25 protein-coding genes and 9 tRNA genes are annotated in these 24,159 nt (G+C 69.6%); 13 read left to right on the forward strand and 21 right to left on the reverse strand.

From position 1 onward, the window contains the following. Window positions 1-30: 30 nt before the first annotated feature. Genes LXT21_RS29845 through LXT21_RS29860 form a run of 4 tightly spaced genes read right to left on the reverse strand, consistent with a single transcriptional unit; the run spans window position 31 to window position 4,979 of the window. Entirely contained in the window at window positions 31-1,449 is a 1,419-nt protein-coding gene (locus tag LXT21_RS29845) for an aldehyde dehydrogenase family protein (protein ID WP_254041605.1), read from the reverse strand. 32 nt (window positions 1,450-1,481) lie between these two features. Further along, window positions 1,482-2,678 (reverse strand): 3-oxoadipyl-CoA thiolase, encoded by a 1,197-nt coding sequence (locus LXT21_RS29850; RefSeq protein WP_254041606.1) that lies wholly within the window; start codon window positions 2,676-2,678, stop codon window positions 1,482-1,484. 5 nt (window positions 2,679-2,683) lie between these two features. After that, on the reverse strand, window positions 2,684-4,207 hold the full coding sequence (locus LXT21_RS29855) for a 3-hydroxyacyl-CoA dehydrogenase (protein ID WP_254041607.1): 1,524 nt from the start codon (window positions 4,205-4,207) through the stop codon (window positions 2,684-2,686). A gap of 1 nt (window position 4,208) precedes the next feature. Then, entirely contained in the window at window positions 4,209-4,979 is a 771-nt protein-coding gene (locus LXT21_RS29860) for an enoyl-CoA hydratase (RefSeq protein WP_254041608.1), read from the reverse strand. 178 nt (window positions 4,980-5,157) lie between these two features. Between LXT21_RS29860 and LXT21_RS29865 the strand changes: the two genes are divergently transcribed. The 3 genes from LXT21_RS29865 to LXT21_RS29875 are packed head-to-tail and all read left to right on the forward strand — an operon-like array spanning window position 5,158 to window position 8,102. Beyond that, the gene (locus tag LXT21_RS29865) at window positions 5,158-5,937 is read left to right on the forward strand and encodes an IclR family transcriptional regulator (RefSeq protein WP_254041609.1); all 780 of its coding nucleotides are present in this window, start codon (window positions 5,158-5,160) and stop codon (window positions 5,935-5,937) included. A gap of 11 nt (window positions 5,938-5,948) precedes the next feature. Next, window positions 5,949-7,106, forward strand: a complete 1,158-nt coding sequence (locus LXT21_RS29870; RefSeq protein ID WP_254041610.1) for an acyl-CoA dehydrogenase family protein — start codon at window positions 5,949-5,951, stop codon at window positions 7,104-7,106. Between the two features lie 36 nt (window positions 7,107-7,142). Then, window positions 7,143-8,102, forward strand: coding sequence for an alpha/beta hydrolase (locus LXT21_RS29875; protein WP_254041611.1), 960 nt, complete (start codon window positions 7,143-7,145; stop codon window positions 8,100-8,102). 102 nt (window positions 8,103-8,204) lie between these two features. Here LXT21_RS29875 and LXT21_RS29880 read toward each other — a convergent pair. From LXT21_RS29880 to LXT21_RS29890, 3 genes are all read right to left on the reverse strand, one after another. Then, window positions 8,205-8,279, reverse strand: a tRNA-Arg gene (locus tag LXT21_RS29880). A gap of 18 nt (window positions 8,280-8,297) precedes the next feature. Beyond that, window positions 8,298-8,370, reverse strand: a tRNA-Glu gene (locus tag LXT21_RS29885). A gap of 55 nt (window positions 8,371-8,425) precedes the next feature. Continuing rightward, a complete protein-coding gene (locus LXT21_RS29890; RefSeq protein WP_254041612.1) occupies window positions 8,426-8,569 on the reverse strand; it encodes a hypothetical protein in 144 nt (47 codons plus the stop codon). Between the two features lie 207 nt (window positions 8,570-8,776). Between LXT21_RS29890 and LXT21_RS29895 the strand changes: the two genes are divergently transcribed. After that, window positions 8,777-9,544 (forward strand): helix-turn-helix domain-containing protein, encoded by a 768-nt coding sequence (locus LXT21_RS29895; protein ID WP_254041613.1) that lies wholly within the window; start codon window positions 8,777-8,779, stop codon window positions 9,542-9,544. An 87-nt stretch (window positions 9,545-9,631) separates the two neighbouring features. Beyond that, complete coding sequence (locus LXT21_RS29900) at window positions 9,632-10,021, forward strand: VOC family protein (RefSeq protein WP_254041614.1); 390 nt, start codon at window positions 9,632-9,634, stop codon at window positions 10,019-10,021. Between the two features lie 6 nt (window positions 10,022-10,027). Here LXT21_RS29900 and LXT21_RS29905 read toward each other — a convergent pair. The 8 genes from LXT21_RS29905 to LXT21_RS29940 form a co-directional block, all read right to left on the reverse strand. Beyond that, window positions 10,028-10,098 (reverse strand) — tRNA-Ala (locus LXT21_RS29905). A 103-nt stretch (window positions 10,099-10,201) separates the two neighbouring features. Then, window positions 10,202-10,276 (reverse strand) — tRNA-Pro (locus tag LXT21_RS29910). 24 nt (window positions 10,277-10,300) lie between these two features. Next, a tRNA-Pro gene (locus LXT21_RS29915) sits at window positions 10,301-10,376 on the reverse strand. Window positions 10,377-10,386: 10 nt separating this feature from the next. Beyond that, window positions 10,387-10,460, reverse strand: a tRNA-Leu gene (locus LXT21_RS29920). A 32-nt stretch (window positions 10,461-10,492) separates the two neighbouring features. Further along, window positions 10,493-10,564 (reverse strand) — tRNA-Ala (locus tag LXT21_RS29925). Between the two features lie 14 nt (window positions 10,565-10,578). Further along, a tRNA-Gly gene (locus LXT21_RS29930) sits at window positions 10,579-10,650 on the reverse strand. A 25-nt stretch (window positions 10,651-10,675) separates the two neighbouring features. After that, window positions 10,676-10,747, reverse strand: a tRNA-Gly gene (locus LXT21_RS29935). Window positions 10,748-10,855: 108 nt separating this feature from the next. Continuing rightward, complete coding sequence (locus LXT21_RS29940; protein ID WP_170300441.1) at window positions 10,856-11,008, reverse strand: hypothetical protein; 153 nt, start codon at window positions 11,006-11,008, stop codon at window positions 10,856-10,858. A gap of 225 nt (window positions 11,009-11,233) precedes the next feature. On the opposite strand from LXT21_RS29940, the gene LXT21_RS29945 reads away from it, so the two are divergent. From LXT21_RS29945 to LXT21_RS29955, 3 genes are all read left to right on the forward strand, one after another. Then, complete coding sequence (locus LXT21_RS29945; protein WP_254041615.1) at window positions 11,234-12,604, forward strand: hypothetical protein; 1,371 nt, start codon at window positions 11,234-11,236, stop codon at window positions 12,602-12,604. Window positions 12,605-12,783: 179 nt separating this feature from the next. Further along, window positions 12,784-14,115 (forward strand): magnesium transporter, encoded by a 1,332-nt coding sequence (gene mgtE / locus LXT21_RS29950; RefSeq protein WP_254041616.1) that lies wholly within the window; start codon window positions 12,784-12,786, stop codon window positions 14,113-14,115. 28 nt (window positions 14,116-14,143) lie between these two features. Further along, a complete protein-coding gene (locus tag LXT21_RS29955; RefSeq protein ID WP_254041617.1) occupies window positions 14,144-15,067 on the forward strand; it encodes a DUF6929 family protein in 924 nt (307 codons plus the stop codon). A 9-nt stretch (window positions 15,068-15,076) separates the two neighbouring features. Here LXT21_RS29955 and LXT21_RS29960 read toward each other — a convergent pair whose 3' ends face one another. Together LXT21_RS29960 and LXT21_RS29965 are read right to left on the reverse strand one after the other, a co-directional pair. Next, the gene (locus tag LXT21_RS29960; protein ID WP_254041618.1) at window positions 15,077-15,985 is read right to left on the reverse strand and encodes a tetratricopeptide repeat protein; all 909 of its coding nucleotides are present in this window, start codon (window positions 15,983-15,985) and stop codon (window positions 15,077-15,079) included. Next, complete coding sequence (locus tag LXT21_RS29965; protein ID WP_254041619.1) at window positions 15,985-16,236, reverse strand: hypothetical protein; 252 nt, start codon at window positions 16,234-16,236, stop codon at window positions 15,985-15,987. The genes LXT21_RS29960 and LXT21_RS29965 overlap by 1 nt, the downstream gene beginning before the upstream one ends. A gap of 206 nt (window positions 16,237-16,442) precedes the next feature. Between LXT21_RS29965 and LXT21_RS29970 the strand changes: the two genes are divergently transcribed. The 5 genes from LXT21_RS29970 (at window position 16,443) to LXT21_RS29990 (ending at window position 20,433) form a co-directional block, all read left to right on the forward strand. After that, window positions 16,443-17,060 carry a PP2C family protein-serine/threonine phosphatase gene (locus LXT21_RS29970; RefSeq protein ID WP_323395139.1) on the forward strand — a complete coding sequence of 206 codons (618 nt, stop codon included), beginning with the start codon at window positions 16,443-16,445 and terminating at the stop codon, window positions 17,058-17,060. Window positions 17,061-17,084: 24 nt separating this feature from the next. Next, the gene (locus LXT21_RS29975; RefSeq protein ID WP_254041621.1) at window positions 17,085-17,528 is read left to right on the forward strand and encodes an NADAR family protein; all 444 of its coding nucleotides are present in this window, start codon (window positions 17,085-17,087) and stop codon (window positions 17,526-17,528) included. 136 nt (window positions 17,529-17,664) lie between these two features. After that, window positions 17,665-18,579, forward strand: a complete 915-nt coding sequence (locus LXT21_RS29980) for an alpha/beta fold hydrolase (protein ID WP_254041622.1) — start codon at window positions 17,665-17,667, stop codon at window positions 18,577-18,579. Window positions 18,580-18,643: 64 nt separating this feature from the next. Then, window positions 18,644-19,714, forward strand: coding sequence for a sensor histidine kinase (locus LXT21_RS29985; protein ID WP_254041623.1), 1,071 nt, complete (start codon window positions 18,644-18,646; stop codon window positions 19,712-19,714). Continuing rightward, the gene (locus LXT21_RS29990; protein ID WP_254041624.1) at window positions 19,711-20,433 is read left to right on the forward strand and encodes a LytR/AlgR family response regulator transcription factor; all 723 of its coding nucleotides are present in this window, start codon (window positions 19,711-19,713) and stop codon (window positions 20,431-20,433) included. Before LXT21_RS29985 ends, LXT21_RS29990 begins: the two co-directional genes overlap by 4 nt. A gap of 7 nt (window positions 20,434-20,440) precedes the next feature. On the opposite strand, the gene LXT21_RS29995 is transcribed toward LXT21_RS29990, so the two are convergent. The 4 genes from LXT21_RS29995 to LXT21_RS30010 form a co-directional block, all read right to left on the reverse strand. Next, a complete protein-coding gene (locus tag LXT21_RS29995; RefSeq protein WP_256572110.1) occupies window positions 20,441-20,821 on the reverse strand; it encodes a hypothetical protein in 381 nt (126 codons plus the stop codon). Window positions 20,822-20,999: 178 nt separating this feature from the next. Continuing rightward, entirely contained in the window at window positions 21,000-21,503 is a 504-nt protein-coding gene (locus tag LXT21_RS30000; RefSeq protein WP_141324151.1) for a KdsC family phosphatase, read from the reverse strand. Between the two features lie 10 nt (window positions 21,504-21,513). Next, window positions 21,514-22,698 carry an MXAN_5187 C-terminal domain-containing protein gene (locus tag LXT21_RS30005; protein WP_254041626.1) on the reverse strand — a complete coding sequence of 395 codons (1,185 nt, stop codon included), beginning with the start codon at window positions 22,696-22,698 and terminating at the stop codon, window positions 21,514-21,516. 41 nt (window positions 22,699-22,739) lie between these two features. Further along, a complete protein-coding gene (locus LXT21_RS30010) occupies window positions 22,740-24,047 on the reverse strand; it encodes a prolipoprotein diacylglyceryl transferase (RefSeq protein WP_254041627.1) in 1,308 nt (435 codons plus the stop codon). Between the last annotated feature and the right edge of the window lie 112 nt (window positions 24,048-24,159).

Genomic DNA, 24,159 nt, shown 5'->3' on the forward strand with positions numbered 1-24,159 from the left:
GACTCCTGACTCGGAAGAGAGGGGACTGCGTCAGAGCTGCATCGCCTTGAGTTCCTGGAACTCCTCCAGCCCGTAGCGGCCGAGCTCTCGACCGTTCCCGGACTGTCGGTAACCACCGAACGGCGCCAGCGGGTTGAAGCGCCCGCCATTGATGTCCACCTGTCCGGTGCGCATCCGGCGCGCGATTCGCTTCGCGTGCTCCACGTCCTCCGACCAGACGCCGCCAGCCAGACCGTAGAGGGTGCTGTTCGCGATGCGGATCGCGTCGTCCTCGTCGTCGTACGGCAGGATGGCGAGCACGGGGCCGAAGATCTCCTCCTGCGCGATGGTCATCTGCGTGGTCACGCCCGCGAAGACCGTGGGCTTCACGTAGTAACCCTTCGGCAGGCCCTCGGGCTGCTCGGGGCCACCGGCGACGAGCTTCGCGCCCTCACGAATGCCCTGCTGGATGTACTCACGCACGCGCGCACGCTGCGCCTCGGAGATGACGGGACCGAGCTTCGCCTCCCCCTTGAACGGGTCGCCCACGGTGAAGCTCGCGGCCACTTCCGCGGCGAGACGCGCCGCCTCCTCATGCAACGCCCGAGGCACCAACATGCGCGTGTGCGCCGTGCACGTCTGCCCCGAGTTGAGGAAGCAGTTGCCCACCGTCCGCTTCACCGCGTTCTTGAGGTTCGCGTCCGCGAGGATGATTGACGCGGACTTGCCCCCCAGCTCCAGCGACACGCGCTTCACCGTGGCCGCCGCCAGCTCCGACACCCGGCGCCCCGCTCTCGTCGAGCCCGTGAAGGACACCATGTCCACCTCGGGGTGGCGCACGAGCGCCTCGCCCACCACCGACCCCGTTCCGGACACGAGGTTGAAGACCCCAGGCGGCAACCCCGCCTCGTGGAGGATCTCCGCGAGCATGAACGCGTTGAGCGGCGCCACCTCGCTGGGCTTGAGGACCACGGTGCAGCCCGCCGCCAGCGCCGGCGCCACCTTCGCGACAATCTGATGCAGCGGATAGTTCCACGGCGTGATGCAGGCGACGACGCCCACCGGCTCGCGCACCACCAGCGAGTTGCCCACCTGCTCCTCGAAGGCGTGTTCCTGGAGGAGCTGCACGTAGGTCCCTGTCACCGTGATGGGCGTGCCCACCTGGATGGCCTTCGACAACGCCAGGGGCATGCCCACCTCGCCCGTCATCGTCCTCGCGAGCGCATCCTGTCGCTCCGTCAGTCCCGCCTGGAGCCTCCGCAAGAACGCCGCCCGCTCCGGGACAGGCAGGGATGCCCATGCCTCGAAAGCCGCACGCGCCGCGCGCACCGCGCGGTCCACGTCTTCCGCCGTGCCCTCGGGAACACGCCCCATCACCTCTTCGGTGGAGGCGCTGAGCACGTCGATGTGCCCACCGCCTCGCGACGCCACCCACTCACCCTGGATGTAGAGCTTGTCGTAGACCTGCATTCGATTCTCCCAACGTCAGAAGAGGAAGCCACTCACACGCGCTCGAGGATCGCAGCGATGCCCTGCCCCACCCCGATGCACATGCTGACGAGCGCGTAGCGCCCACCGGAGACCTGGAGCTGCCGCGCCGCCGTCAGGGCCAGTCTCGCCCCCGACGCTCCCAGTGGATGCCCGACGGCGATGGCTCCACCGTTCGGGTTCACCCGACTGTCGTCATCGCCCAGCTCCAACAGCTTGAGGCAGCCGAGCACCTGCACGGCGAAGGCCTCGTTGATTTCGATGACATCCATGTCCGACAGCGCAAGCTGCGCGCGCTCCAGCGCCTTGCGCGCGGCCGGAACAGGCCCCAATCCCATGGTGCGCGGTGGAACCCCCGCGATGGCGGCCGAGACGATGCGCGCCAGCGGCTTGCACCCCACGGACTCGCCCACACAAATCGAGCCGACGAGCAGCGCCGCCGCGCCATCATTGATGCCCGAGGCGTTGCCCGCCGTGACGACACCGTCCGCGGCCAGCGGCTTGAGTGTGGATAACTTGTCGAGTGTCGTGTCCGGACGGGGATGCTCGTCGACCGTCACCGTGGTGATGACCCCCTTGCGCCCCGGCAGCTCCACGGGGACCAGCTCTCCCGTGAAGAAACCCCGAGCCCGAGCCGTCGCGAACTTCTGCTGCGAAGCCAGCGCGAACCGGTCGGAGGCCACGCGACCGATGCCCAGGTCGCGCGCGATGTGGTCCGCCGTCTCCGGCATCGTGTCACCGCCGAAGCGAGCAACCACCCGGGGATTCGGGAACCTCGCGCCCATCGTCGTGTCGAACACCTGGGCGTCGCGGCTGAACGCCGATTCGGCCTTGGGCAACACGAAGGGCGCGCGGCTCATGCTCTCCACGCCTCCGGCGACGAAGAGCTCACCCTGCCCCGTCATGACCGCGCGCGCCGCATCCAGCACCGCCGCGAGACCGCTGCCGCACAGCCGGTTCACCGTCACACCGCCCACCTCGATGGGCAGCCCCGCGAGCAGCGCGGCGTGGCGCGCCACGTTGCGGCTGTCCTCCCCCGCCTGGTTGGTGCAGCCGATGACGACGTCTTCGATGTCCCCCAGCTCGAAGGGCCCCCTCGTGAGCAGCGCGCGGATGACTCCCGAGAGCAGGTCATCGGGGCGAACAGGAGCCAGCGCCCCCGCGTGACGGCCGAACGGCGTGCGCAACCCATCGTAGATATAGGCGCTCATGCGAATCACCTCTCCGGCGTGAGGAGGGAGACACCGAGTCGGGCTCGGCGGGACAACCACGGGCTCGCGCGATAGCGCGGGTCTCCAGAGGCCGAGTGGATGGCCTCCAGCACCTTCAACACGCGTCGCGGACCGAGCGCATCACCCCAGGCCAACGGTCCGCGCGGATACCCCAGCCCGAGCGTCACCGCGGCATCGATGTCCTCCGGGCTCGCGATGCGCTGCTGCGCGATGTCGCACGCGATGTTCACCACCGTGGCGAGCACCCGCTGCGCGATGAAGCCCGTGCTGTCATGGATGCGCGCCACCGGCGTTCCGTCCGCCCCGAGCAGCGCGAGCGCCGAGTCCAGGAACGCGGGCCGCGTCACCGGCGTCGTCATCACCGTGCGCCGGCGCTCCGGACCGAACAACAGGTCCACCGCCACCGTGCGCTCGGGGTCCACTTCCAGAGCCAGTGCCGTGGTGGTGGCGTCCCGGCCCAACGGCGCGACGAGGCACAGCGACTCCGGCGCGGGATGCTCACCGTCGTCCGGGAACCAACCCGCCGCGCGCACCAGGGCCAGCAGCGCATCGCGCCATGCGGGCTCATCGGCGGCCACCCACACCGGCCGCTGTTCTCCCTTCGGAAGCGCGGGCTCCGGCACGGCTCGAGGCCGTCCCCCCTCGTGGGAGTAGAAGCCCTGCCCGCTCTTGCGCCCGAGCAGTCCCGCGACGAGCCGCTGACGCAGCAGGTATGACGGACGGAAGCGCGGCTCCTGGTAGAACTGCTCGTACACGGACTCCATCACCGGGTGCGAGACATCCAGCCCCGTGAGGTCCAGCAGCTCGAACGGCCCCATCCGGAAACCCGCGGCGTCACGCAGCACGCGGTCAATCACCTCGAACGAGGCCACGCCTTCCTGGAGGATGCGCAGCGCCTCCGTGCCGAAGCCACGCCCCGCGTGGTTCACGATGAAGCCTGGAGTGTCCGCCGCGCGCACCGGCCGGTGGCCCAGCCGCCGCGCGAGCAGCACGAGCGCCTCGCCCACCCAGGGCTCCGTGCGCGCGCCCTCGATGACCTCCACCACCTTCATCAACGGCACCGGGTTGAAGAAGTGGAAGCCACCGACGCGGCCCGGTCGCTCGCACGCCGAGGCGATGGCCGTCACCGAGAGCGACGAGGTGTTCGTGGCCAGCAGGCAGTCCGGCCCGACGATGCCCTCCAGGCGGATGAACAGTGCCTGCTTCGCACCGAGGTCCTCGACGATGGCCTCCACCACCACGTCACAGCCCGCGAGCGACGCTTCGTAGGCAACAGGTTCGAGCCGGGCTGTCGCCGCGCGCGCCTCCTCGGGCGACAGGCGGCCCTTCGTCACCAGCATCTCGAGCGTCGATGCAACCGATGCGCGGGCCTCCTCCGCGGCCTGGTGACGTGCATCGAACAGGCGGACGGTGATTCCCGCCTGCGCGGCGAGCTGAGCGATGCCTCGGCCCATGACGCCCGTTCCGACCAGTCCCAGCGTGAGCAAGGGTGATTGGACGTCGACCATGTCAGCGTCCCTCGAAGGCGGGCTTGCGCTTGTCCAGGAAGGCCCGCATGCCCTCCTTCTGGTCCCGCGTGGCGAAGAGAAGCTGGAAGGCCTTGCGCTCCAGGAGCAGCGCCTCCGCGAGGGACGCGTCCTGCCCCGCGAGGACCACCTCCTTTATCTGGCGCACGGCCAGGGGCGGCATGTACGCCACCTTCCGCGCGAGCGTGAGCGCCCGCTCCAACACCTCCGGGTCGGGGACCACCTCGGTGACCAGGCCCATGGCCTCCGCTTCCCGCGCCGTCATCGGCTCACCGGTGAGCAGCAGCCTCATCGCCTTGAACTTCCCCACCGCGCGCGTCAGCCGCTGCGTGCCTCCCGCCCCCGGCATGATGCCCACCCGAATCTCCGGCTGACCGAAGCTGGCGCTCTCACCCGCGACAATCATGTCCGCGTGCATCGCCAGCTCGCAGCCGCCTCCGAGCGCAAAGCCATTCACCGCGGCGACGACCGGCGCGGGGCACTCCGCCAGGGACTGCCAGAGCCGCTGGGTGTCTCGCAGCAACAGGTCCACCGGCGTCGCGTCCACCAGGGCCCGCAGGTCCGCGCCCGCCGCGAAGAACTCCGGCCCACCCGTCAGCACGATGCAGCGCACCGCCGCGTCCGCGCCCAGCTCCCGGAAGGCCGCCGCCAATTCCTGGCGCAGCTCCAATCCCAATGCATTGCGAACCTCGGGACGATGCAGTCGCACCAAGGCGACGCCTTCCTCGGGCCTCTCGACGAGCACGTGGGACATGGTTGGATATTCCTTGTTTCGCTATGCGAAACTGAATTTCGCAGACCTTGACCCATTTGTACTGTCTGTTTATCGTGATGGCAATCCCGCTCTTGTCAGGACTGTCATGAGACGCTTCGCAGCCCCCTCATCTCCGCCCAGTGACGCCGGTGCCCCTTTCGTGGAGTCGCTGGAGCAGGTGAGCGAAGAGGAAGTGAAGGACCGTCAATTCGTGACGGCGCTCGCGCGTGGGTTGGAGATTTTGCGGGCCTTCACCCCGCAGCGCCCCATGCTCGGCAACCAGGAGCTCGCGGCGAGCACGGGGCTGCCCAAGCCCACCATCTCGCGGTTGACGCATACGCTGACGCGGCTGGGGTACCTCACGTACTCGGAGCGGCTGGGCAAGTACCAGCTCGGCACGCGGGTGCTCGCGCTCGGCTTCGCGGCGCTCTCCAACATGGGCGTGCGCGACGTGGCCCGGCCACTGATGCAGGACCTGGCGGACTACGCGAACGTCCCGGTGTCGCTGGGCAGTCGGGACCGGCTCAACGTGGTGTACGTGGAGCACTGCCGCTCCACCGCGGCGGTGACGCTGCGGCTGGACATCGGCTCTCGGCTCCCCCTGGCCACCACGGCGATGGGCCGGGCGCTGCTCGCCGCGCTCCCCGAGGGCGAGCGTCGCTACCTCATGGGCCACATCGCCAAGCGCGAGCCGGAGAAGTGGCCGCGCCTCCAGGCGAGCATCGAGCAAGCGCTGGAGGAGTACCGCACGCACGGCTTCACGCTCTCCGTCGGGGACTGGGACCGGGACGTCAACGCGGTGGGCGTGCCGTTCGTCGCGCCGGATGGCAGCGGGCTTCTGGCCTTCAACTGCGGCGGGCCGTCGTTCCTGCTGCCGCGTCAACGACTGCTGTTGGACATCGGTCCCCGACTGGTGAACCTGGTGCGCAACGTCGAGGCGGCGCTGCAGCGCCGCTGACAAGGACCGCCATGCGCACCGCCCGCGAGGACGAGACCCTGGAGCAGCTGCTCTCCATGCTGGAGCGCTTCGTGAAGGAGCGCCTGATTCCCAACGAGCACCGCGTGGCGGACGAGGACGCCATCCCCCGGGACATCATCGAGGAGATGCGAGCCCTGGGCCTGTTCGGCCTGTCCACGCCGGTGGAGTTCGGCGGCGTCGGGTTGAACATGAGCCAGGAGGTGCAGGTGGCCTTCGTGCTCGGACAGACGTCGCCCGCCTTCCGCTCGCTCATCGGCACCAACAACGGCATCGGCTCGCAGGGCATCATCCTGGACGGCACCGAGGAACAGCGGAGCAAGTACCTCCCCCGGCTCGCTTCCGGCGAGATTGTCGGCGCGTTCGCCCTGACGGAGCCCAACGCGGGCTCGGATGCATCCTCATTGAGGACCACGGCCCGGCGTGAGGGCGACGTGTACGTGCTCAACGGCACCAAGCGCTTCATCACCAACGCGCCCGAGGCGGGGCTGTTCACGGTGATGGCGCGCACCAACCCGGACGAGAAGGGGGCCGCGGGCATCTCCGCGTTCCTGGTCGAGGCGGGCACCCCAGGGCTCGTCATCGGTCCGTCGGACCGGAAGATGGGCCAGAAGGGGACGCACACCGCGGACGTGCTCTTCGAGGACTGTCGTGTCCCCGTGACGCAGTTGTTGGGCGGCGTGGAGGGGCAGGGCTTCAAGACGGCGATGAAGGTGCTGGACCGGGGCCGGCTCCACATCGCGGCGGTGTGCGTGGGAGTGGCCGAGAGGCTCATCCGCGAGAGCCTGCGCTACGCCATGGAGCGCGAGCAGTTCGGCAAGCCCATCGCGGAGTTCCAGCTCATCCAGGCCATGCTGGCGGACAGTCGCATGGAGGCCTACGCGGCGCGCTGCATGGTGCTGGACGCGGCCCGGCGTCGGGACGAGGGCCAGAACATCAGCACCGAGGCGTCCTGCTGCAAACTGTTCGCGAGCGAGATGGTGGGGCGCGTCGCGGACCGCGCGGTGCAGATTTTCGGAGGGGCGGGGTACATCGCGGACTACGGCATCGAGCGCTTCTACCGCGACGTGCGCCTGTTCCGCCTGTATGAGGGCACCAGCCAGATTCAGCAGCTGGTCATCGCGCGAAATATGATGCGCGAGGCGAGCTGAGCCGTCCGTCGAGTGGCCTGGCCCCTGGGAGTTTGCATGTCCGTGGCCATCGCAGTCCTCGTCGGCATCGTCGTCCTCGTGCTCGCCCTGCGGCAGTGGCTGCTCGTCCGCGAGTGCACGCCCTGCCCGAGCGAGGCCTTCGACGGGCACATCCACCGGGTGGGCAAGGCGGTCATCGCGGAGCGGCGCTGTGAGAACCCGCGCGCCACCGTGCTGTGCATGCACGGCTTCGTGGCGGACATGCGCTACTTCACGCGCCACTACGAGGACCCGGGGCTGCAGCTCATCCTGGTGACGAGCTGCGACTACCACCTGCCCATCACGGGCCCTCGCGAAGTGTCCGCGTCCTGGGCCAAGGTGCCGAGCGCGCCGGAGGGTACGATTGCCCACGATGCCGCCGTGCTGGTGCAGGCACTGGAGCATCTGCCGAGGACGGACCACGTGCGCGTCCATGGGCACTCGCGTGGAGGCGCGGTGGTGCTGGAGGCGGCGAAGCTGCGGCCGGACCTGTTCGAGAAGGTGGAGGTGGTGCTGGAGGCGCCCGTGCTTCCGCGCGCCCGCGCGTACACGAGCTTGACGCGGGCGCAGCTCTGGCTGCTGCCGTTCTTCATCCCGCTGTGGCGCATGGCACCCATCGCGCGCCACAACCGGGGGGCGTGGGGGCCGCTGGAGGATGCGCGTAAGCGCGAGCTCATCATGGCGTTCCCGTTCAATCCGAAGCGGGTGTCGACCATGCTGACCAACCTGGTGGACCTGGCCCACTGGTTCCAGGAGCGCGATGAGTCGCTGTTCCGCAACGTGCGGCGCGGCACCGTGCTCGTCCCAGGGAAGGACCGGGTGCTGGACTCCAGGTCGATGTTGGAGAGCGCGCAGAAGGGCCGCCCGGAGCTCGACGTGGTGACGCTCGACGGGTGCAGCCACTTCGTGTTGTGGGATCGGCCTGATGCGCTGCCCGCGCTGGAGCGGCTGCCGGAGCGCCCATCCGCGACGGCGTAAGACTTCGGGAGTGCACGCCCCGGGAGTCGAACCCGGCCAAGTCGGTATGTCGAACCGATGCCGTCGCCCGCTGGCTCGGCGTGCATGAAACAGATGAAACAGTGGCCCTGGCAGGAATCGAACCTGCGGCCTCTCGGTTCGCACCCGAGCGCTCTGAATCCGCTGAGCTACAGGACCTGAAGGTGTCGCGAAGAGTGCCCCGTACGGGAGTCGAACCCGTCTTCCCGCATAGAGAGTGCGGTGTCCTGCGCCAATAGACGAACGGGGCGGGAGCCCGGCCTCTGAAACCACCCGGCCACGTCATCGAGACGTAGCCAGGAAGCTCAACGGCCGGGTGGAGTGCTGCGGAAGGAAGCGATTCCCTCCAGCAGCTCGTCCTCGGAGTCGGTGTCCTGCTCGGTGTTCGCGAACAGCACGGCGATGCCGCGGACAGTGTCGTTCTTGCGCTTGAGATTCATCGGGCTCATCGGATTCACCATCGGCAGACTCACCGCTCCTTTCGCCAATGACAGACGCCGTCACCATTTCCGCCTGACAAAGGCTCGTGTCACAGGTGCGAGCACGCGATGCGCGGCGGCCTGCGAGCTCTCTGGCGCCATCCCCTTCGCCCGGCTCCAAAGCCCGCGCGGAATGTGCCGCCCGGCACTATCCTCCCTCCAGGAGGAGACCGAGAGATGCTCGAGGGTGGATACACGGAGCTGGCACCGCCGGACTTCATGGCCGACCGGGTGGACGCCCTCTGGCGCTACGTCACTCCGTCCATCGCCACTCCGGGCCTCCACCGCATCCTCCCTGATGGCTGCACGGACCTCATCGTGCGCTTCCCGGACGCGCACGCCCTGGGCCGTGGCGACGAGCCCCGCGTGACGGTGGTCGGCCCCATGGAGTCCTTCGCGCTGGTGAAGGAGACACCCGGCTCGGTGAGCCTCGGAATCCGGCTCAAGCCCGGCTGGGCGCTCGCGCTGCTCGGCGTGAGCCCTCGCGAGTTGTGCAACCTCAACGTCTCCGTGAAGGACTGCGCGCCGGCCCTCGTCGCCCTCCAGCAACGCCTGTCCGCCTGCCGCTCCCTCGAGCACGCCCAGGCCCTGCTCCAACAGGAACTCCTGCGCCGCAATGCCTCGCCGCGGCACCTGCCGAAGGCCCGGACCGCCCATGCGCTCCAGTGTCTCCAGGCCTCGGCGGGACAGGTGCGCATGTCCGCGCTGGCGCGCGAGCTGGGCATCAGCGAAAGAACCCTGCACCGCGACATCCTGGAGGAAGCAGGCACGGCGCCCAAGCTGCTCGCCCGCGTGCTGCGCTTCCAACGTGCGCTGGGGCAGCTTCGCGCGGGACATGCATCACTGAGCACCGTGGCGCTCGACTGCGGCTACTCGGACCAGGCCCACTTCACCCGGGAGGTGCGAGAGCTGGCGGGAGTGTCTCCCACCGGCCTGCTGGAATGAGCCGCGTCCGATTTCTTCAAGACACCCCCGCGGGGCCATGAGAGACCGCCTCCATCGGCGTCCTCACTCCCACCTCGGAGCCCCCCCATGAAGCTCGGTTATGTCATCCTCTACGTCCCGGACGTCCCCGCCACCCTCGATTTCTACGAGAAGGCCTTCGGCCTGAAGCGGCGCTTCCTCCACGAGAGCAACTCGTATGGCGAGATGGAGACGGGCACCACCGCCCTGGCCTTCGCGTCGGAGGAGATGGCCAGCCTCAACGGGCTCACCGTGCGCTTCCACCGGCCGAAGGAGACTCCCGCCGCAGTGGAGGTGGCGCTCGTCACGCCCGATGTCGCGGGCGCCTACGAGCAGTCGGTGAAGGCAGGCGCAAGCCCCGTCCAGCCGCCCAAGCAGAAGCCCTGGGGACAATCGGTGGCCTACGTGCAGGACCTCAACGGCGTGCTGGTGGAGATCTGCTCCCCCATCTCCGCCTGAGGTGAATGGAACCGCCGGGAATCGAACCCGGACCGCTCGGATGCCGTCCGAGCATTCTCCCGTTGAACCACGGTCCCTGAAGGGGTGCTGCCAGCGCTCCGACAGGGAATCGAACCCTGTTCACACGGTAGACGGCCGTGCTGCGATCCAATCGCATCCCGGAGCATGAAACACTGCACATCTGGATGACAGGATTTGAACCTGCGGCCTCACGGATCCGAACCGTGCGCTCTGGCCAGACTGAGCTACATCCAGAAAACCACCACTGCCTGCTGCGAGTCGGGACGACTGGATTCGAACCAGCGACCTCGCGCACCCCAAGCGCGCGCTCTATTCCAAGCTGAGCTACGTCCCGTGAAACACCATGCCGCGAGCGGGAGTCGAACCCGCAACCTCTGCGTTCTGAGCGCAGCACCTCTACCAATTGGGCTACCGCGGCGTTTAAAACAGACAACAACAACAGTGATTGAATGGAGCCGCCGGGGATTGAACCCGGGACCTCTCGGATGCGAACCGAGCGCTCTCCCGCTGAGCTACGACCCCAATGTGTTTCAAGAAGCAGCCTGCGGGAATCGAACCCGCGGGGTCCTGAGTGGCTCTCAGGTGCCTTTCCCCTCGGCCAAGGCTGCGATGCGTCCCTGCGGTGTGTCGTGAAGCAGCCTGCGGGAGTCGAACCCGCGTGGTCCTGAGTGGCGCTCAGGTGCCTCGCCTCTCGGCCAAGGCTGCGTGTGCTGGGGGCGGGAAGCCCGAAACGTGAGAAGGGCCGGGTTCCCTCTGGAGGGAGCCCGGCCCTGGTACCTTCAGCCACGTCCTCGAGGGAACGGGCCTGGGGTCTCAGGTTCCGGGCGGTCGACCGCCGGCGGCATCGCCCAGCAGGGCGGGAAGAGGAGCGGGACGTAGCGCGGCGGGCGCGAGCGCATCGATGCCGCTGACAGTGTCGTTCAGAATCTCGGGGTTCATCGGGCTCGTCAGGTTCGCCGTCGTCATGGTCACCGCTCCTTTCAGCGAAAAGAGACGCGGGGATATTTCATCCCTGACATGCGAGTGATTTCAGTCCCGTCACGAGGGCGCCCCCATGCATCCACGAGGTGACACCCACCCCGGCACCAGGGCTGACCGCGCCCCCCGTTCGCGCTATGAGGCGGGTGGAAGCCCGCGTCGCAGCGCTCCCTGGCCGGGGGAGGCTCGGACGTCAGGCGAGATGGCCGCCGGATGAAGACCACCCTCCCCCTCACCCTGGCCGCGGTGCTCGCCAGCGTCGGTTGCTCGGCGGACGACCAGGCGCCTCTGTGCACCGTGTCCCCCGCGACGGGGCTGTTCACCCGCGACCCGGTGGTGGTCTCCCTGGGCACCGCCGTCTCACTGCGGATGGACGTCGCCACCCTGATGCTGGTCTGCGACGACGGCAGGCCCGCCCAGGCTCCCGACACCGCCACCGTCGAGGTCCTCGACCCGGAGAACCATCGTGTCCCCGCCGAGGTCTCCCTGGGGGACCTGGGCGGCGAGGCCACGGTGAGCTTCGCTCCCACCACCGTGGGACGACACCATGTCCTGCTCTCATTCGCGCCCGTGGGTGGCGTGCGCCAGCTCGGCGTCCATGTGGCGAGCGCGTGGAGCGGAAGCCCCACGCCCATCACCCTGCCACTGCCCAGGTGCGGTCAGCTGGACCGCACCACGCGGGGCCTGTGGCTGTGCGATGGCGTGGCGATGCGCGGCACCGAGGACCGCCCGCTGCGCCTGGGCACCGCCACCACCCCCGCCGACGTCTCCATCTCCGGCAACGTCGTCTGGGTGGTGGGAGACGGGCGCGTGCGTCGCTACGTGGACACCGGCACCGAGTTGGAGCTCACGGACTCGCTGCTCACGGACGTGCCTGGCACCCAGCCCCTCCAGGGACGACTGGCGTCGGAGGACGAACTGGTGGTGCTCGACAGCGAACGACTCCATCGCTTCGTGCTCACCGACGCCGGGGTGCTCACCATGCCACCGTCCACACCTTGGAGGAAGCCAGGGGTGCAGGGGCGCTTCGGCAGGGCGCAGTCGACGGGGCTGCTCGTGCGTGCGTCGGCGCAGCGCGTCCTCGTCGTGTCGCTGACGGGCCCTGGTTCGCCCGACAGTCAGGCCTGCCCCTTCGAGCCCTCCGAGGAAGGAGTCCTCCTCCCGGTGACGGGCGAGCCCTGCGCGCCGCTGCGAGGCATCCCCGTGGGCCTGGAGGACGGCGCGCTGTGGACCCTGGTGGGCTCCGCCCAGCCCCTGTTCCCCGAACGGACGCTCTACCGATGGACGCTCGTGGGAGACCGGCTGACCCAGGACGGCGCGCTCGGCCTGGAGATGTCGCTGGGGGTCGTCGAAGGGTCCCTCCATCTGGGCCCCACCGTGCCCACCCTCTACTCCACCACCGGGGAAGCCCGCCTGTCCCAGCCCCGGCGCCTGAGCGGACAGCCCGTGCTCGGACTGGAGCTGTTGCCCACCCACTTCCCCCTCTCCGAGGGCTCTCGCGACACCTCCCCCCGCTTCCACTGGAGTGGCGATTCGCGTCCCCTCGGGGGTTTCACCACGCTCTACGAGCAGGCTCGACCCTGAGAGGCCCTGACGAGCCCCCTTGGAGCCCACACGGGCGAGCTCCCCGCTCGGGGCCGGTGACGTCCGTGGAAAAAGCGCGCGGGGATGGTTGCCTGCCTCTCGCCGCGCTCGCCGTGCGGGTGTAGAGAGGCCGGCGCGTCGCGACTGGCCGCGCGCGAACACCAGCCGAGGCGAGCCCCATGATGGACAGCCCTCAGAGCGCTTCCCTCTCCGTGGAGGAGCTCCATGAGGTGTGGCCGGTGCTCTCCATCGACGAGCGCCTGGAGGGCTTCCGGCTCCTGCCGACATCGGTGGCGGACGACTTCTTCCTCGACCTGTCCGCGCGCGAACAAGGGGAGCTCATCACCCACCTGCCCGCCAGCGAGCGGCGCACCTGGGTGCGGCTGCTGCCGCCGGACGACCTGGCGGACCTGGTGCAGGCGGTGGCGGTGGAGCCGGGGCAGGCGGACACCATCCTCGCGCAGTTGGACGACGCCAGCCGTCGCGAGGTCAACGTCCTGCTCGCCTACGCGGAGGACGACGCCGGTGGTCTGATGAACCCGCGCTTCGCGCGCGTGCGGCCGGAGATGACCATCGACGAGGCCATCGGATACCTGCGCAAGCAGGCGCGCGAGAAGGTGGAGACCGTCTACTACGCGTACGCGCTGGACGCCGAGCAGCGCCTGCAGGGCGTGCTGTCGCTGCGCCAGCTCTTCCAGGCCGCCAGCGACAAGAAGGTGGCGGACGTCATGCAGCACGACGTCGTCACGGTGTCGGAGAACACGGACCAGGAAGTGGTGAGCCAGCTGTTCACCGAGCACGGCTTCATGGCGCTGCCCGTGCTCGACGAGCAGAACCGGATGAAGGGCATCGTCACGGTGGACGACATCGTCGACGTCGTCCAGGAAGAGGCCACCGAGGACATCCAGAAGGTCGGCGGCATGGAGGCCCTGGAGGCCCCCTACTTCGAGGTGGGCTTCTTCGGGATGCTCAAGAAGCGCATCGGCTGGCTGCTGGTGCTCTTCCTCGGACAGATGCTCACCGCCACCGCCATGAGCAGCTTCGAGGGTGCCATCGAGCGCGCGGTGGTGCTCAGCCTCTTCGTGCCGCTCATCATCTCCTCCGGCGGCAACTCCGGCAGCCAGGCCTCCACGCTCATCATCCGCGCGCTCGCCCTGGGCGAGATGCGATTGAAGGACTGGTGGCGCGTGGCGCGGCGCGAGGTGCTGTCCGGGCTGGTGCTGGGGCTGGTGCTGGGCGCGGTGGGCCTGGGGCGCATCATCGTGTGGCAGGAGGTGTCCGGGGCGTATGGCGAGCACGCGTTCCTGCTGGGCTGCGCGGTGGCGCTGTCCGTGCTGGGCGTGGTGACCTTCGGCACGCTCGCGGGCTCCATGCTGCCGCTGGTGCTGCGCCGCTTCGGCTTCGACCCCGCGAGCGCCTCGGCGCCCTTCGTCGCCACGCTGGTGGACGTCAGCGGCGTCATCATCTACTTCACCGTCGCCAGCACCCTCCTGCGCGGTACGCTGCTCTGAACGAGCCTGTTGCGACGGGAGCCTGGCCATGATTCGCACCACCCCTCGGCGCACCCTCACCCTGGAGGCCCCCGAGTCCCCGGGCCTCCCCGCGCACGTCAGCGCCGCCAGCGGGCTGGTGCGCGTCGGAGACTGGCTGCACGTCGTCGCGGATGACTCGCTGCACCTGGCCACCTTCCCCGTGCACGGGGATGCACCGGGGCGGCTGTCGCGGCTGTTCGAGGGCGAGCTCCCGCTGGAGCCCGCGGCGCGCAAGGCGGCGAAGCCGGACCTGGAGGCGCTCTGTCTGCTGGGTCCACTCGCGGGCGCGCCTCAGGGGGCCCTGCTGGCGTTGCCCTCGGGCTCCACCTCGGCGCGCATGCGCGGGGTGCTGGTGATGCTGGGCGCGGATGGCTCGCTGACGGGCGAGGTCCGGACGGTGGACTGCTCGACGATGTATCAGCAGCTCTCGCGCGAGCTCGGCTCGCTCAACATCGAGGGCGCGGCGGTGGTGGGTGGACGGGTGCGGTTGCTCCAGCGGGGCAACGGCGACGCGGGCGTGGATGCGCTGGTGGACCTGGACCGGGAGCGCGCGATGCGCGCCATCGAGGTGGGCGCGCTGGGTCCGGAAGTGGTGCGCACCACGCTGCGCTGGGAGCTGGGACGCGCGGGCGGCGTGCGACTGTCCTTCACGGACGCCTCGCCCCTGCCGGATGGGCGGATGGTCTTCACCGCGACGGCGGAGGCCTCGCGGGATACCTATTCGGACGGCGCGGTGGCGGGCTCGGCGGTGGGACTGCTGGCGCCGGATGGGACGCCGCTGTTCCTGGACGTCGTCGACGCGAAGGTGAAGCTGGAGGGTGTGGACGCGCGCGTGGAGGGTGGACGCGTGCACCTGCTGCTGGTGGCGGACGCGGATGACCCGTCCGTGGCGGCGCCCCTGTTGGAAGCGGTGCTGGACGTCCCGGCGTAGCAGCGCCGGTCAGTCGTGCTCGTGCGCGGCCTCTTCGGGCCTGCCACCCACGGCCTCGAGCGAGGAGCGCGGCGCGGGACGGGCGCGGTCGAACGCCACCTCACGCTGGCCCACGCCCTCGGCGGTGGTGTTGGCGATGCGCTTGCGGGCCCGCGCGATGTAGTCCTGCACCAGCGTGGGGTCCGGATGCGTCTTCAGCGTCTCCACCCACGTCTCGATGGCCTTCTCGTGCTCGCCGGCGTCCGAGCGCAGCTTGCCCATCTCGAACAGCGCGTGCGGGGACAGCTCCGAGTCCGGGAAGCGCGTGCGCAGGTCCGCGAAGGCGCGCGAGGCCTCCTGTCGACGGCCCTCCATCATCGCGATGGCCTGGGCCTGGAGGAACAGCGTGTCGTCCACGAAGGCGCTGGTGGCGAAGCGCTCGACGAGGCGGCGCGTCTCCAGTTCGCACTGCTGATAGTCACCCAGCTCGAAGTAGAGCTTGGCCACCTGGTAGTGCAGCTCGGCACCCTGCGGCGGGTTGCGCTGCAGCGCCGCGGTGAGCTGGTCGATGGCGCCGCGCAGGTCGCGGTAGTGCACGCGCAACAGCTCCGCCAGGATGATGCGGGACTCGAGCGCCTCGGGGGATTCGGGGCACTGCTGGATGAGCTCGCGGTAGACGCCCACGGCCTCCTTCACCTTGCGCTGCTCCAGCCAGTAGACGTCCGCGGCGCCCTTCAGGGCGCGAGCGCGCAGGACGAGCGCCTCGGGGGTGCTGTCGTGGCGCAACATGTCGAAGGCCTTGCGGTACTCGACGAGGGCCTCGTCCGGTCGCTTCTCGAAGGTGGCGTCACGAGCGCGCTGCAGGTGGTCCACTGGCTTGTCGCGACACCCCACCCCCGCCAGGGCCAACACCACGAGCGACAGTCGCAGCCTCCGCACTAGCACTTCTCCGGGATGACGGTGACGCAGCGCGACTCATCGCAGCTCACGCACTCGGCGATGGGCGAGACGTCGGTGATGCACACATCGACACGGGAGGTCCGCGGACAGTCCTCGGAGGTGACACAGCGATAGACGCTCCCGTCATCACGGGTGACGTCCTGGGACGTCGAGCCACAGACCTCCAGGTCGTTGCATCCCAACAACCCCGCCCCAAGGGCGGCGAGGACCGTTTGCGCGGTGCGTGTCACGGCGGCGGTTCTACCTGGATTCGACCACGTCGTCACGGACCGGTGTGCCCGCCCGCCTGCCCAGCGGAAACCCTTGCGTCCGGAGGCACAGGGGGTGAAGTCTGGAAAGCGAGCGTGTCATGAAGTACCCGCCATGACGCCAGTCCTGACGCCTGTTGGCACTCCCGAAAGCGCGACACTTGGGCGAATTCGAGACGGCTTTGCATGTGGAACCGGCGAGCAAAGGCAAACCGGGTGCGGACCGGGCGTGGGTGCTGACGCACGGTGCCGCGACGGTGCTGGTGGTCGCGGATGGCGCGGGTAACTCACATCGTGGCGCGGAGGCCGCGGAGGCGGTGCTCCGTGGCGTTCAGGAGGCCGTGGCGTCCGGGTCCGGACTCGAGGGCGCGGAGACATGGCGCGCTGTGCTGGAGCGGTGCGACGCGCGGCTCGTGTCCTCGGGGCAGGGAGGAGAGACCACCGCCGTGGTCGCCTGTGTCACCTCACGACGCGTGGTGGGCGCCAGCGTGGGGGACTCGGAGTTGTGGCTGTTCCAGGGCGAGCGCTGTCACGCGCTCACGGCGCATCAACACCGCAAGCCCCTGCTCGGGAGCGGCGGCGCACGGCCCATCATCTTCGAACACCTGTGGCGAGGCGGCACGCTCCTCGGCGCGTCAGATGGGTTGTTCAAGTACGTCGACCTGCGTCGCATCCAGGAGCACGTGGGCCTCGCCGACGTGCAGGCCGCGGCGCGCACGCTGGCCACGCTGCCTCGACTCGCGAGCGGCGTGCTCCCGGATGACGTGGGCCTCGTCCTGTGCCGACCGAGCGCCTCGCGTCCTTGAGGCGCTGGCACCCGAGGGACTCACATGAGCGACGTCATCCGTTTCTACAGCGTCACCGACGCGCATGGCTGGTGCTCGAACTTCGCGCCCTATCCCATCAAGTTGGGCGGAAGGACGTGGCCCACCAGCGAGCACTACTTCCAGGCACGGAAGTTCGAGTTCCCCGAGGACCAGGAGGCCCTCCGTCAGGCGCGCACGCCCATGCTCGCCGCGCGCATGGGTCGAGACCGCAAGCGAAAGCTCCGTCGGGACTGGGAGTCCATCAAGGTCTCCGTCATGCGCGAGGCCGTGCGCGCCAAGTTCACCCAGCACGAGGACCTGACCCGACTGCTCTTGGAGACAGGCGACGCACGGCTCGTCGAGCACACGGACCAGGATGACTTCTGGGGTGACGGCGGAGACGGTCGCGGGAAGAACATGCTCGGCCGCATCCTCATGGAGATTCGACAGGAGCTCCGCGCGCGGTAGCCCATCCCCGTCCCGCGCCGCTCATCCCCGGGACGAACCGCTCATGGAGTCTCCGGAGCGAGCACGATTCCTGGGCGTACCTTCCTCCTCGTCCGACACCGCGCGTCCCGCGGCGTCCTTCACCCGAGGAAGGTCCATGCGTCCCACGCCACTCTTGACCGCGCTCTGCACCCTCTGCCTGCTCGTCGGCTGCGCCACCACCTCCAGCCCCACCACCACCGCCGCGGCCACCAGCGCGCCCGCCGCCCCGGCCGCCTTCCAGGTGAAGCGCTCCGGCAAGGGACGCCCCGTCCTGTTCATCCCCGGCCTCGCCTCGTCCGGCGCGGTGTGGGACGAGACGGTGGCCCACCTGAAGGGCGGCTACGACAGCCACGTCTTCACGCTCGCCGGGTTCGCCGGTCAGCCCGCTGTCCCCGCGCCCTTCTTCGCCACCATGCGCACGGCGCTCATCGAGTACATCCGCGAGCATAAGCTCGAGAAGCCCATCATCGTCGGACACAGCCTGGGCGGCGTGCTGGCGCTCTCGCTGGCCGCGGAGGCACCCGAGCTGGTGGGCGGCCTCTTCATCGTGGACAGCGTGCCCTTCCTGCCCGCGCTCATGTACCCGGGCGCCACCGTCGAGACCGCCCGTCCGTTCGCCGAGCAGGGCCGCGCCCACGTGCGTCAGCAGAATCTGGAGCAGCGCACCCAGGCGTCGCGACAGGCGATGCGCATCTACGCCACCGACGAGGCCCGGCGTGAGGTCGGCGTCCGCTGGGGCATCGACTCCGACCCGGAGACCATCGCGCAGGCCATGTACGAGATGTCCACCACCGACCTGCGCCCGGAGCTGCCTCGCATCACCGCGCCCACCTTCGTGTTCGGCTCGTGGGCCGCGCTCAAGGGCAGCGTCCCTCGCGAGAACATCGAGGCGCTCTATCGCGGCCAGTATCAGGGCCTGTCCACCGCGCGTCTCGTCATGCACGACACGGCCCGGCACTTCATCATGTGGGATGACCCCGAGGGCTTCTTCACCACACTCGACGGCTTCCTGAACGAGCACGCCCGCTGACGGGCATGGAATCCCAGCGCTGAAGCGTGATGGACTCGAGGTCTTCATGACGGCAGGAGCACGCATGTCATCCCGACGCGCCCGGGTGTACGCCGCCTGCCAGGTGGGCGGCTGGGGACTGTATGGCCTCATCAATGCCGTGCTGTCCGTGCTGTCCGTCGTGATGATGCAGCAGCCCGACGAGCAGTTCGCGCGAAGGATGTTCTGGCTCGTCGCGATGAGCCTCTCGGGCATGGTCATCACGCACGTCGCCCGCGGTCGGCTCGGCTTCCGGGAGTGGGCCCGGCTGTCCCTGTCACGCCTCGCGCCCCGCGTGCTGCTCGTCTGTCTGGCGATGGGGGCCACCCAGTCCGTGGTGGCCCACGTCCTGTCCCGCTTCGTGTTCCGCATCCAGGGGTTCGAGGACTTCTCGCTCACCCGCATCATCTTCGGCGGCGCCTTCTGGTCCGTGGTCATGATGATGTGGCTGCTGACGTACTTCGCGGTCCACTTCGTGGAACGGGCGCGCACCGCGGAGCACGAGCGACTGCAGCAACAAATCGCCTCGCAGACCTCCGAGCTGCGCTTCCTCAAGGCCCAGCTCCAGCCGCACTTCCTCTTCAACTGTCTCAACAGCGTCCGGGCCCTCATCGTCGAGGACCCCACCCGCGCCCAGCAGGCGGTGACCCACCTGTCCTCGCTGCTGCGCTACGCGCTCGCCTCGAAGGACGCGGAGACGGTGCCGCTCGGGCGGGAGCTCCAGGTGGTGCGTGACTACCTGAGCCTGGAGGCCATCCGCCTGGAAGAGCGGCTCCGCGTGCGCGAGGACGTGTCACCCGAGGCGCTCGCCGTGCCCGTCCCCGCGATGCTGGTGCAGACGCTGGTGGAGAACGCCATCAAGCATGGCATCGCTCCCTCTCCCGAGGGCGGCGCGGTGACGGTGCAGGCCCACGTGCGCGAGGGCTCGCTCCTCCTGGAAGTCGCCAACACCCCCGCGCCCGTCGGCACGCCTCCCGCGCCCCACTCCGGCGGCGTGGGACTCCACAACGCGAGCGAGCGGCTGCGGCTGCTGTGTGGCACCACCGCGTCGCTCCAGCTGGACCAGACCGGGTCCACCCTCACCACCGCGCGCGTCCGCATCCCCCTGCCCTCATGAGAGTCCTCATCGTCGATGACGAACGCCTGGCCCGCGCGGAGCTGCGCCGACTGCTCGCCGCGTTCCCCGATGTCGAAGTGGTGGGCGAGGCCACCCATGTCGACGACGCCTGCCGTCAGGTGGAGGCACAGGAGCCGGACCTGCTCCTGCTCGACATCCAGATGCCGGGAGGCAGCGGCTTCGATGTGCTCGCCCGGCTCGACGAGCCTCCGGACGTCATCTTCACCACCGCGTTCGACGCGCACGCCGTGCGCGCCTTCTCCGTCAACGCGCTCGACTATCTGCTCAAGCCCATCGAAGCAGAGCGGCTCGCCGAGGCGCTGGAGCGGGTCCGTCAGCGCCGTGGACCGACGGAGCGCGCGTCAGAGCCGACGCGGGCCTCGGGTGCGCCGCTGGAGCGCGTCTTCGTGAAGGAGGGCGAGCGCTGCTGGCTGGTGCAGCTCGCGCAGGTGCCGCTCATCACGTCCGAGGGCAACTATTCACGACTGCACCTGGCGGGACATCAGCCGCTGCTGCTGCGCTCGCTGAGCTACCTGGAGGAGAAGCTGGACCCCTCGCGTTTCTTCCGCGCGAGTCGACAGCACCTCATCAACCTGGACTTCGTCGAGACCTTGGAGCCGGGCCCCGGCGGCACGCTGGTGGCGCGCCTGCGCCAAGGCCCGGAGGTGGAGATGTCACGCCGTCAGTCCCAGCGCTTCCGCGAGCGCATGAGCCTGTGAGCGGGCGTCAGTTGGCGCCATGCTGGGACTTGGATGACTTGCCGGAGGTGAGCACCGGGTCCACCGCCGCCACGCTGCTGCGTCGGTGCGTCTGGCGCACGCGCTCCTCCATCTTCTCGTAGTGCTTCATGCGCGCCAGGATGTGCGGTTCCGACGTCTGGCAGTGCAGCTGCGTCACCTCCTGGTGACGGCGTCCCAGCTCCTGCCACGTCTGGAGCATGGCCTGGTTGCCGAGCAGTCGCTCCTCGACACTGTCCAGCACCGCGTCCAGCTCCTCGGCCTCCGCCTCCAGCACCGCGAGCCGCTCCCGAGATTCTTCAGACGGCGTCGAGCACCCCGTCGTCATCACGAGGCCCACCACCACCGACAGCCCGAGCCACCTCTGCATCCCCACATCGCCTCCCACGTGTCTCGCGCCGGCCAGCGGCCTCATGTGCGAAGCCCAAGGTAGGGAGGGCCCCATGACGCGACAACCCGTGCGGGCAAGCGGCCCCCGCGACTTTTCAGGAGCCGACGATTCGCCGCACCCAGGCGCGGATTGGTGGAATTCGCGGGACGGACAGGTGCTACGAGCGGTGGCGGAGGATGAACTCGCACACCTCGCGCGCGGCCCCGAAGCCCGCGGGCTTCTGCGCGACGTAGTGCACCTGCGCGCGGACCTCGTCGGGGGCCTCGGGCGGCGCGGAGGAGAAGCCCACCGCCTTGAGCAGCGGCAGGTCCACCACCTCGTCCCCCATGTAGCCACACCGGTCCGCGGAGACGTTCAGCAGGGCGAGCAGCTTCTCGAAGTGCGCCACCTTGTCCTGACTGCCGAAGTGCACGTGCTTGAGGCCCAGCGACTGCATCCGCATCTGCGCGGACAGGCTGTCGCCGCCGGAGATGGCGGCCACCTCGATGCCCACCTCCTGCAGGCGCTTGATGCCCATGCCGTCACGCACGCTGTACATCTGCGTCCAGCCGGAGTTCGGCACCCAGAAGATGCGCCCGTCCGTGAGCGTCCCGTCGATGTCGAAAATCATCACCGACAGACGCGACACGCGCGCCTTGAGCGATTCCAGGTCCTGATTCATCCGCGGCGCCCTACTTCGGCACGGCCTTGAGCGAGGCCTTGCCGTCCTTGATGACGACCTTGAACTCCACCGCCTTGGCGTTGTGCTGCTTGAGCAGCTCCGGCACCTGCTTGCGCAGTGTGGCGGCCACCGACTCGTAGGACATCTTCGAGGTGTCCTCCTGGCAGCGCCGCTTCGCGGTGACGTACGCGTCGTACACGGCGCGCAGCTTGTCGTCCGACATGCCGCCGCCTCCCGCCGCCGCCGGAGGCTTGGGCGCCGCCGAGGCCACGGGAGCCGCGGGCCTGGGCGCCGCGACGGGCGCCGCCGTGGGACGAGCCACGGGCGCGGGTGTCGCCGCGGGCTTCGCGGCCATGCCTGGAGGAACCGCGGCCGTGCCTCGCGCCGGCGTGCCTCCGAGCGGTGAGGTCACCGTGGCCGTGCCTCGCGCCGGCGTGCCCCCGAGCGGTGACGTCACCGTGGGCAGGCCTCTCGCGGGCGTCCCCGTCAGCGGCGCCACGGCGGGCGTCAGCGGCGCCACGGCGGGCGTCAGCGGCGCGATGCCGGGGATTCCTCCGCGCGACACGGCGGGAGCCGCCACCGGCGCCACGCTCGGCGCCGTCGAGGCGCTGGCCACCGCGGGCGTGCCTCGGAAGGGCGTGCCTCCGGAGGCGGGCGTGGAGGCGGCCGCGGCCGCGGCGGCGATGGCCGCGGCCAGGGGCGGCTCGTTGACGGGACGGGGGCGGAGCACCTCCTCCACCTCCTCGAAGTCCATGTCGGAGATGTCCTCCGTCAACTCGACGACGCCCTTCTTCGGGTCCTTGTTCGTCGAGTTTCCACGAACCTCCGCGCGACGCCGCGCCTTGAACAAGTCTCGCTTGTACGTGCCCGCTTCGATTTCCTGCAGCGTGCGCATCCACAGCCGCTCGTACGTGAGGAACTTGCTGTGGATGCTGGCCACGCGGAACTTGGCCGCGGTGCTGCGGATGAACGACGTCTTCAGCTTGTTCACCCGCTTCTTGTAGTCCTCGTGGGCGCGCGTGGGCGGGTTGCGCTCGGCGCCCAGGAAGTACTGCTCGAAGAGGTTGCGCAGCGCGGCCAGCTCCGCCTCCAGCGCCTCGCACTCATGAAGGACGGCCTCGCTGGAGCTGGTGTCCGCCGGGGCCTTCGCGGCGGGGGACTTTGCGGCGGACTGTCGGGCGTCGGGGGGCGGCATGACGCCTCAGAGTGTCCCCAACCCGCGTCCGGGGATCAACCTCACGCCGCCGACGGTGTCGGCCCGGCCTCGCCCGCCACCTCGCCCGCCCCTCGCCGACCCCTCTGGTAGAGCAGCGTCGCCCCGAGGGCGAACATGCACAGGGAGATGGACTGGCTGGTCGAAATGTTGAACCAGGCCTCCAGCGGCACCGCGTCCGCCAGCCCATACGCCCCCAAGGACTGGAGCAGGCCGTGCAGCGTCCCGCGCTCCACGTCCCCTCGGAACAGCTCCACCGTGGTGCGCAGCACCGCGTAGGCCATCAGCCACAGCGCGAAGATGTGCCCATGGAAGCGGCGGAAGCGGCGGGCGTACAGCAGCACCACGAAGAGCCCGAGCTGCCCCAGGGACTCGAAGAGCTGGGTGGGGTAGACGCCCAGGGTGTGTCCGTGCTGGGCCACCCAGTCGGAGATGCGCACGGCGTCCGGCGCGGCCTGGTGCAGAACCTGACCTGTCGCCTCCACGACGAAGCGCGTGTCGTCGAGCTGGGAGGTGTATGCGAGGCTGGAGGCATTGCCCACCTGGCCGAACAGGTCCTGCGCCAGGCCCGAGCCAGGGAAGTGCACCGCCGTCGCGGACTGGGCCGGCGCCACGTCGCCCCAGCAGCAGCCCGCGCTGAAGCAGCCCAGCCGCCCCAGGCACTGCCCCAGTGACACCGTGGGGATGCACACGTCCGCCAGCCGCAGGAAGTCCATGCCGTGGGCACGCGCGAAGAACCACGCCGCCACCGCCGCGCCGATGAGCCCCCCGTAGAAGACGAGCCCGCCGCCCAGCGACAACGCCTGCGTCCAGTCGCGCGAGTAGTCCTTCCAGTTGACGAGCACGAAGAGCAGCCGGCTGCCGCCAATGCCGCCGATGAGCACCCAGAAGGCCAGGTCCATCACCTGCTCGCGCTTCTTCGGCCCCTCCACGTCCACCCACTGGCCATCGACGAGCTCGACCTTGCGCCACTCGTCCCGCGCCAGCCGGCCGGCCACCATCACCGCCGTCATGAAGCCCGTGGCGAGCAGCACGCCGTAGGTGTGCAGGGGGATGCCCTCGCCCTTGCCGCCGGGGAAGGCGCCCTCGGGCAGCGCGTACTTGAGGCCGAACCACGCCAGCCCCGCACCCGCGAGGCCGAAGCCCGCCGCGCGCAGGAGCCGGTCCCCGAGCACCACCGCCTTGCGCGTGCGCGTCTTCGGGTCCAGTTCCCCCACCGCGCCGCGCCACCCGTTGAAGGCGATGTAGCCCACCGTGCCCACGGCGAGGGCGTACAGCAGCAACTGCGCCCACAGGCTGGAGAAGGTGAAGCGCAAGAGGACGGGGAGCATGGAGACCTGCCGACGGACGAGAGGGGCGGCGCGCGCGGGAGGCTCTCCGCGCCACGCGTCGGAGCAAGGCGGGGAGCACGCCAGCCCGCTCGGGCGGCCCTCCGGCGAGGTG

This window comes from Myxococcus guangdongensis, from assembly GCF_024198255.1.
Lineage (GTDB): Bacteria > Myxococcota > Myxococcia > Myxococcales > Myxococcaceae > Myxococcus > Myxococcus guangdongensis.

What these genes read in the sequence shown, in the direction of transcription:
- LXT21_RS30005 (WP_254041626.1), bottom strand. Translation starts at nt 22,698, where the DNA reads ATGCCGCCCCCCGACGCCCGACAGTCCGCCGCAAAGTCCCCCGCCGCG.
- LXT21_RS30010 (WP_254041627.1), bottom strand. Translation starts at nt 24,047, where the DNA reads ATGCTCCCCGTCCTCTTGCGCTTCACCTTCTCCAGCCTGTGGGCGCAG.
- LXT21_RS29860 (WP_254041608.1), bottom strand. Translation starts at nt 4,979, where the DNA reads ATGTCCCACGTGCTCGTCGAGAGGCCCGAGGAAGGCGTCGCCTTGGTG.
- LXT21_RS29875 (WP_254041611.1), top strand. Translation starts at nt 7,143, where the DNA reads ATGTCCGTGGCCATCGCAGTCCTCGTCGGCATCGTCGTCCTCGTGCTC.
- LXT21_RS29945 (WP_254041615.1), top strand. Translation starts at nt 11,234, where the DNA reads ATGAAGACCACCCTCCCCCTCACCCTGGCCGCGGTGCTCGCCAGCGTC.
- LXT21_RS29900 (WP_254041614.1), top strand. Translation starts at nt 9,632, where the DNA reads ATGAAGCTCGGTTATGTCATCCTCTACGTCCCGGACGTCCCCGCCACC.
- LXT21_RS29990 (WP_254041624.1), top strand. Translation starts at nt 19,711, where the DNA reads ATGAGAGTCCTCATCGTCGATGACGAACGCCTGGCCCGCGCGGAGCTG.
- LXT21_RS29995 (WP_256572110.1), bottom strand. Translation starts at nt 20,821, where the DNA reads ATGCAGAGGTGGCTCGGGCTGTCGGTGGTGGTGGGCCTCGTGATGACG.
- LXT21_RS29855 (WP_254041607.1), bottom strand. Translation starts at nt 4,207, where the DNA reads ATGGTCGACGTCCAATCACCCTTGCTCACGCTGGGACTGGTCGGAACG.
- LXT21_RS30000 (WP_141324151.1), bottom strand. Translation starts at nt 21,503, where the DNA reads ATGAATCAGGACCTGGAATCGCTCAAGGCGCGCGTGTCGCGTCTGTCG.
- LXT21_RS29975 (WP_254041621.1), top strand. Translation starts at nt 17,085, where the DNA reads ATGAGCGACGTCATCCGTTTCTACAGCGTCACCGACGCGCATGGCTGG.
- LXT21_RS29890 (WP_254041612.1), bottom strand. Translation starts at nt 8,569, where the DNA reads ATGAGCCCGATGAATCTCAAGCGCAAGAACGACACTGTCCGCGGCATC.
- LXT21_RS29955 (WP_254041617.1), top strand. Translation starts at nt 14,144, where the DNA reads ATGATTCGCACCACCCCTCGGCGCACCCTCACCCTGGAGGCCCCCGAG.
- LXT21_RS29870 (WP_254041610.1), top strand. Translation starts at nt 5,949, where the DNA reads ATGCGCACCGCCCGCGAGGACGAGACCCTGGAGCAGCTGCTCTCCATG.
- LXT21_RS29895 (WP_254041613.1), top strand. Translation starts at nt 8,777, where the DNA reads ATGCTCGAGGGTGGATACACGGAGCTGGCACCGCCGGACTTCATGGCC.
- LXT21_RS29850 (WP_254041606.1), bottom strand. Translation starts at nt 2,678, where the DNA reads ATGAGCGCCTATATCTACGATGGGTTGCGCACGCCGTTCGGCCGTCAC.
- LXT21_RS29985 (WP_254041623.1), top strand. Translation starts at nt 18,644, where the DNA reads ATGTCATCCCGACGCGCCCGGGTGTACGCCGCCTGCCAGGTGGGCGGC.
- LXT21_RS29980 (WP_254041622.1), top strand. Translation starts at nt 17,665, where the DNA reads ATGCGTCCCACGCCACTCTTGACCGCGCTCTGCACCCTCTGCCTGCTC.
- LXT21_RS29845 (WP_254041605.1), bottom strand. Translation starts at nt 1,449, where the DNA reads ATGCAGGTCTACGACAAGCTCTACATCCAGGGTGAGTGGGTGGCGTCG.
- mgtE (WP_254041616.1), top strand. Translation starts at nt 12,784, where the DNA reads ATGATGGACAGCCCTCAGAGCGCTTCCCTCTCCGTGGAGGAGCTCCAT.
- LXT21_RS29940 (WP_170300441.1), bottom strand. Translation starts at nt 11,008, where the DNA reads ATGACGACGGCGAACCTGACGAGCCCGATGAACCCCGAGATTCTGAAC.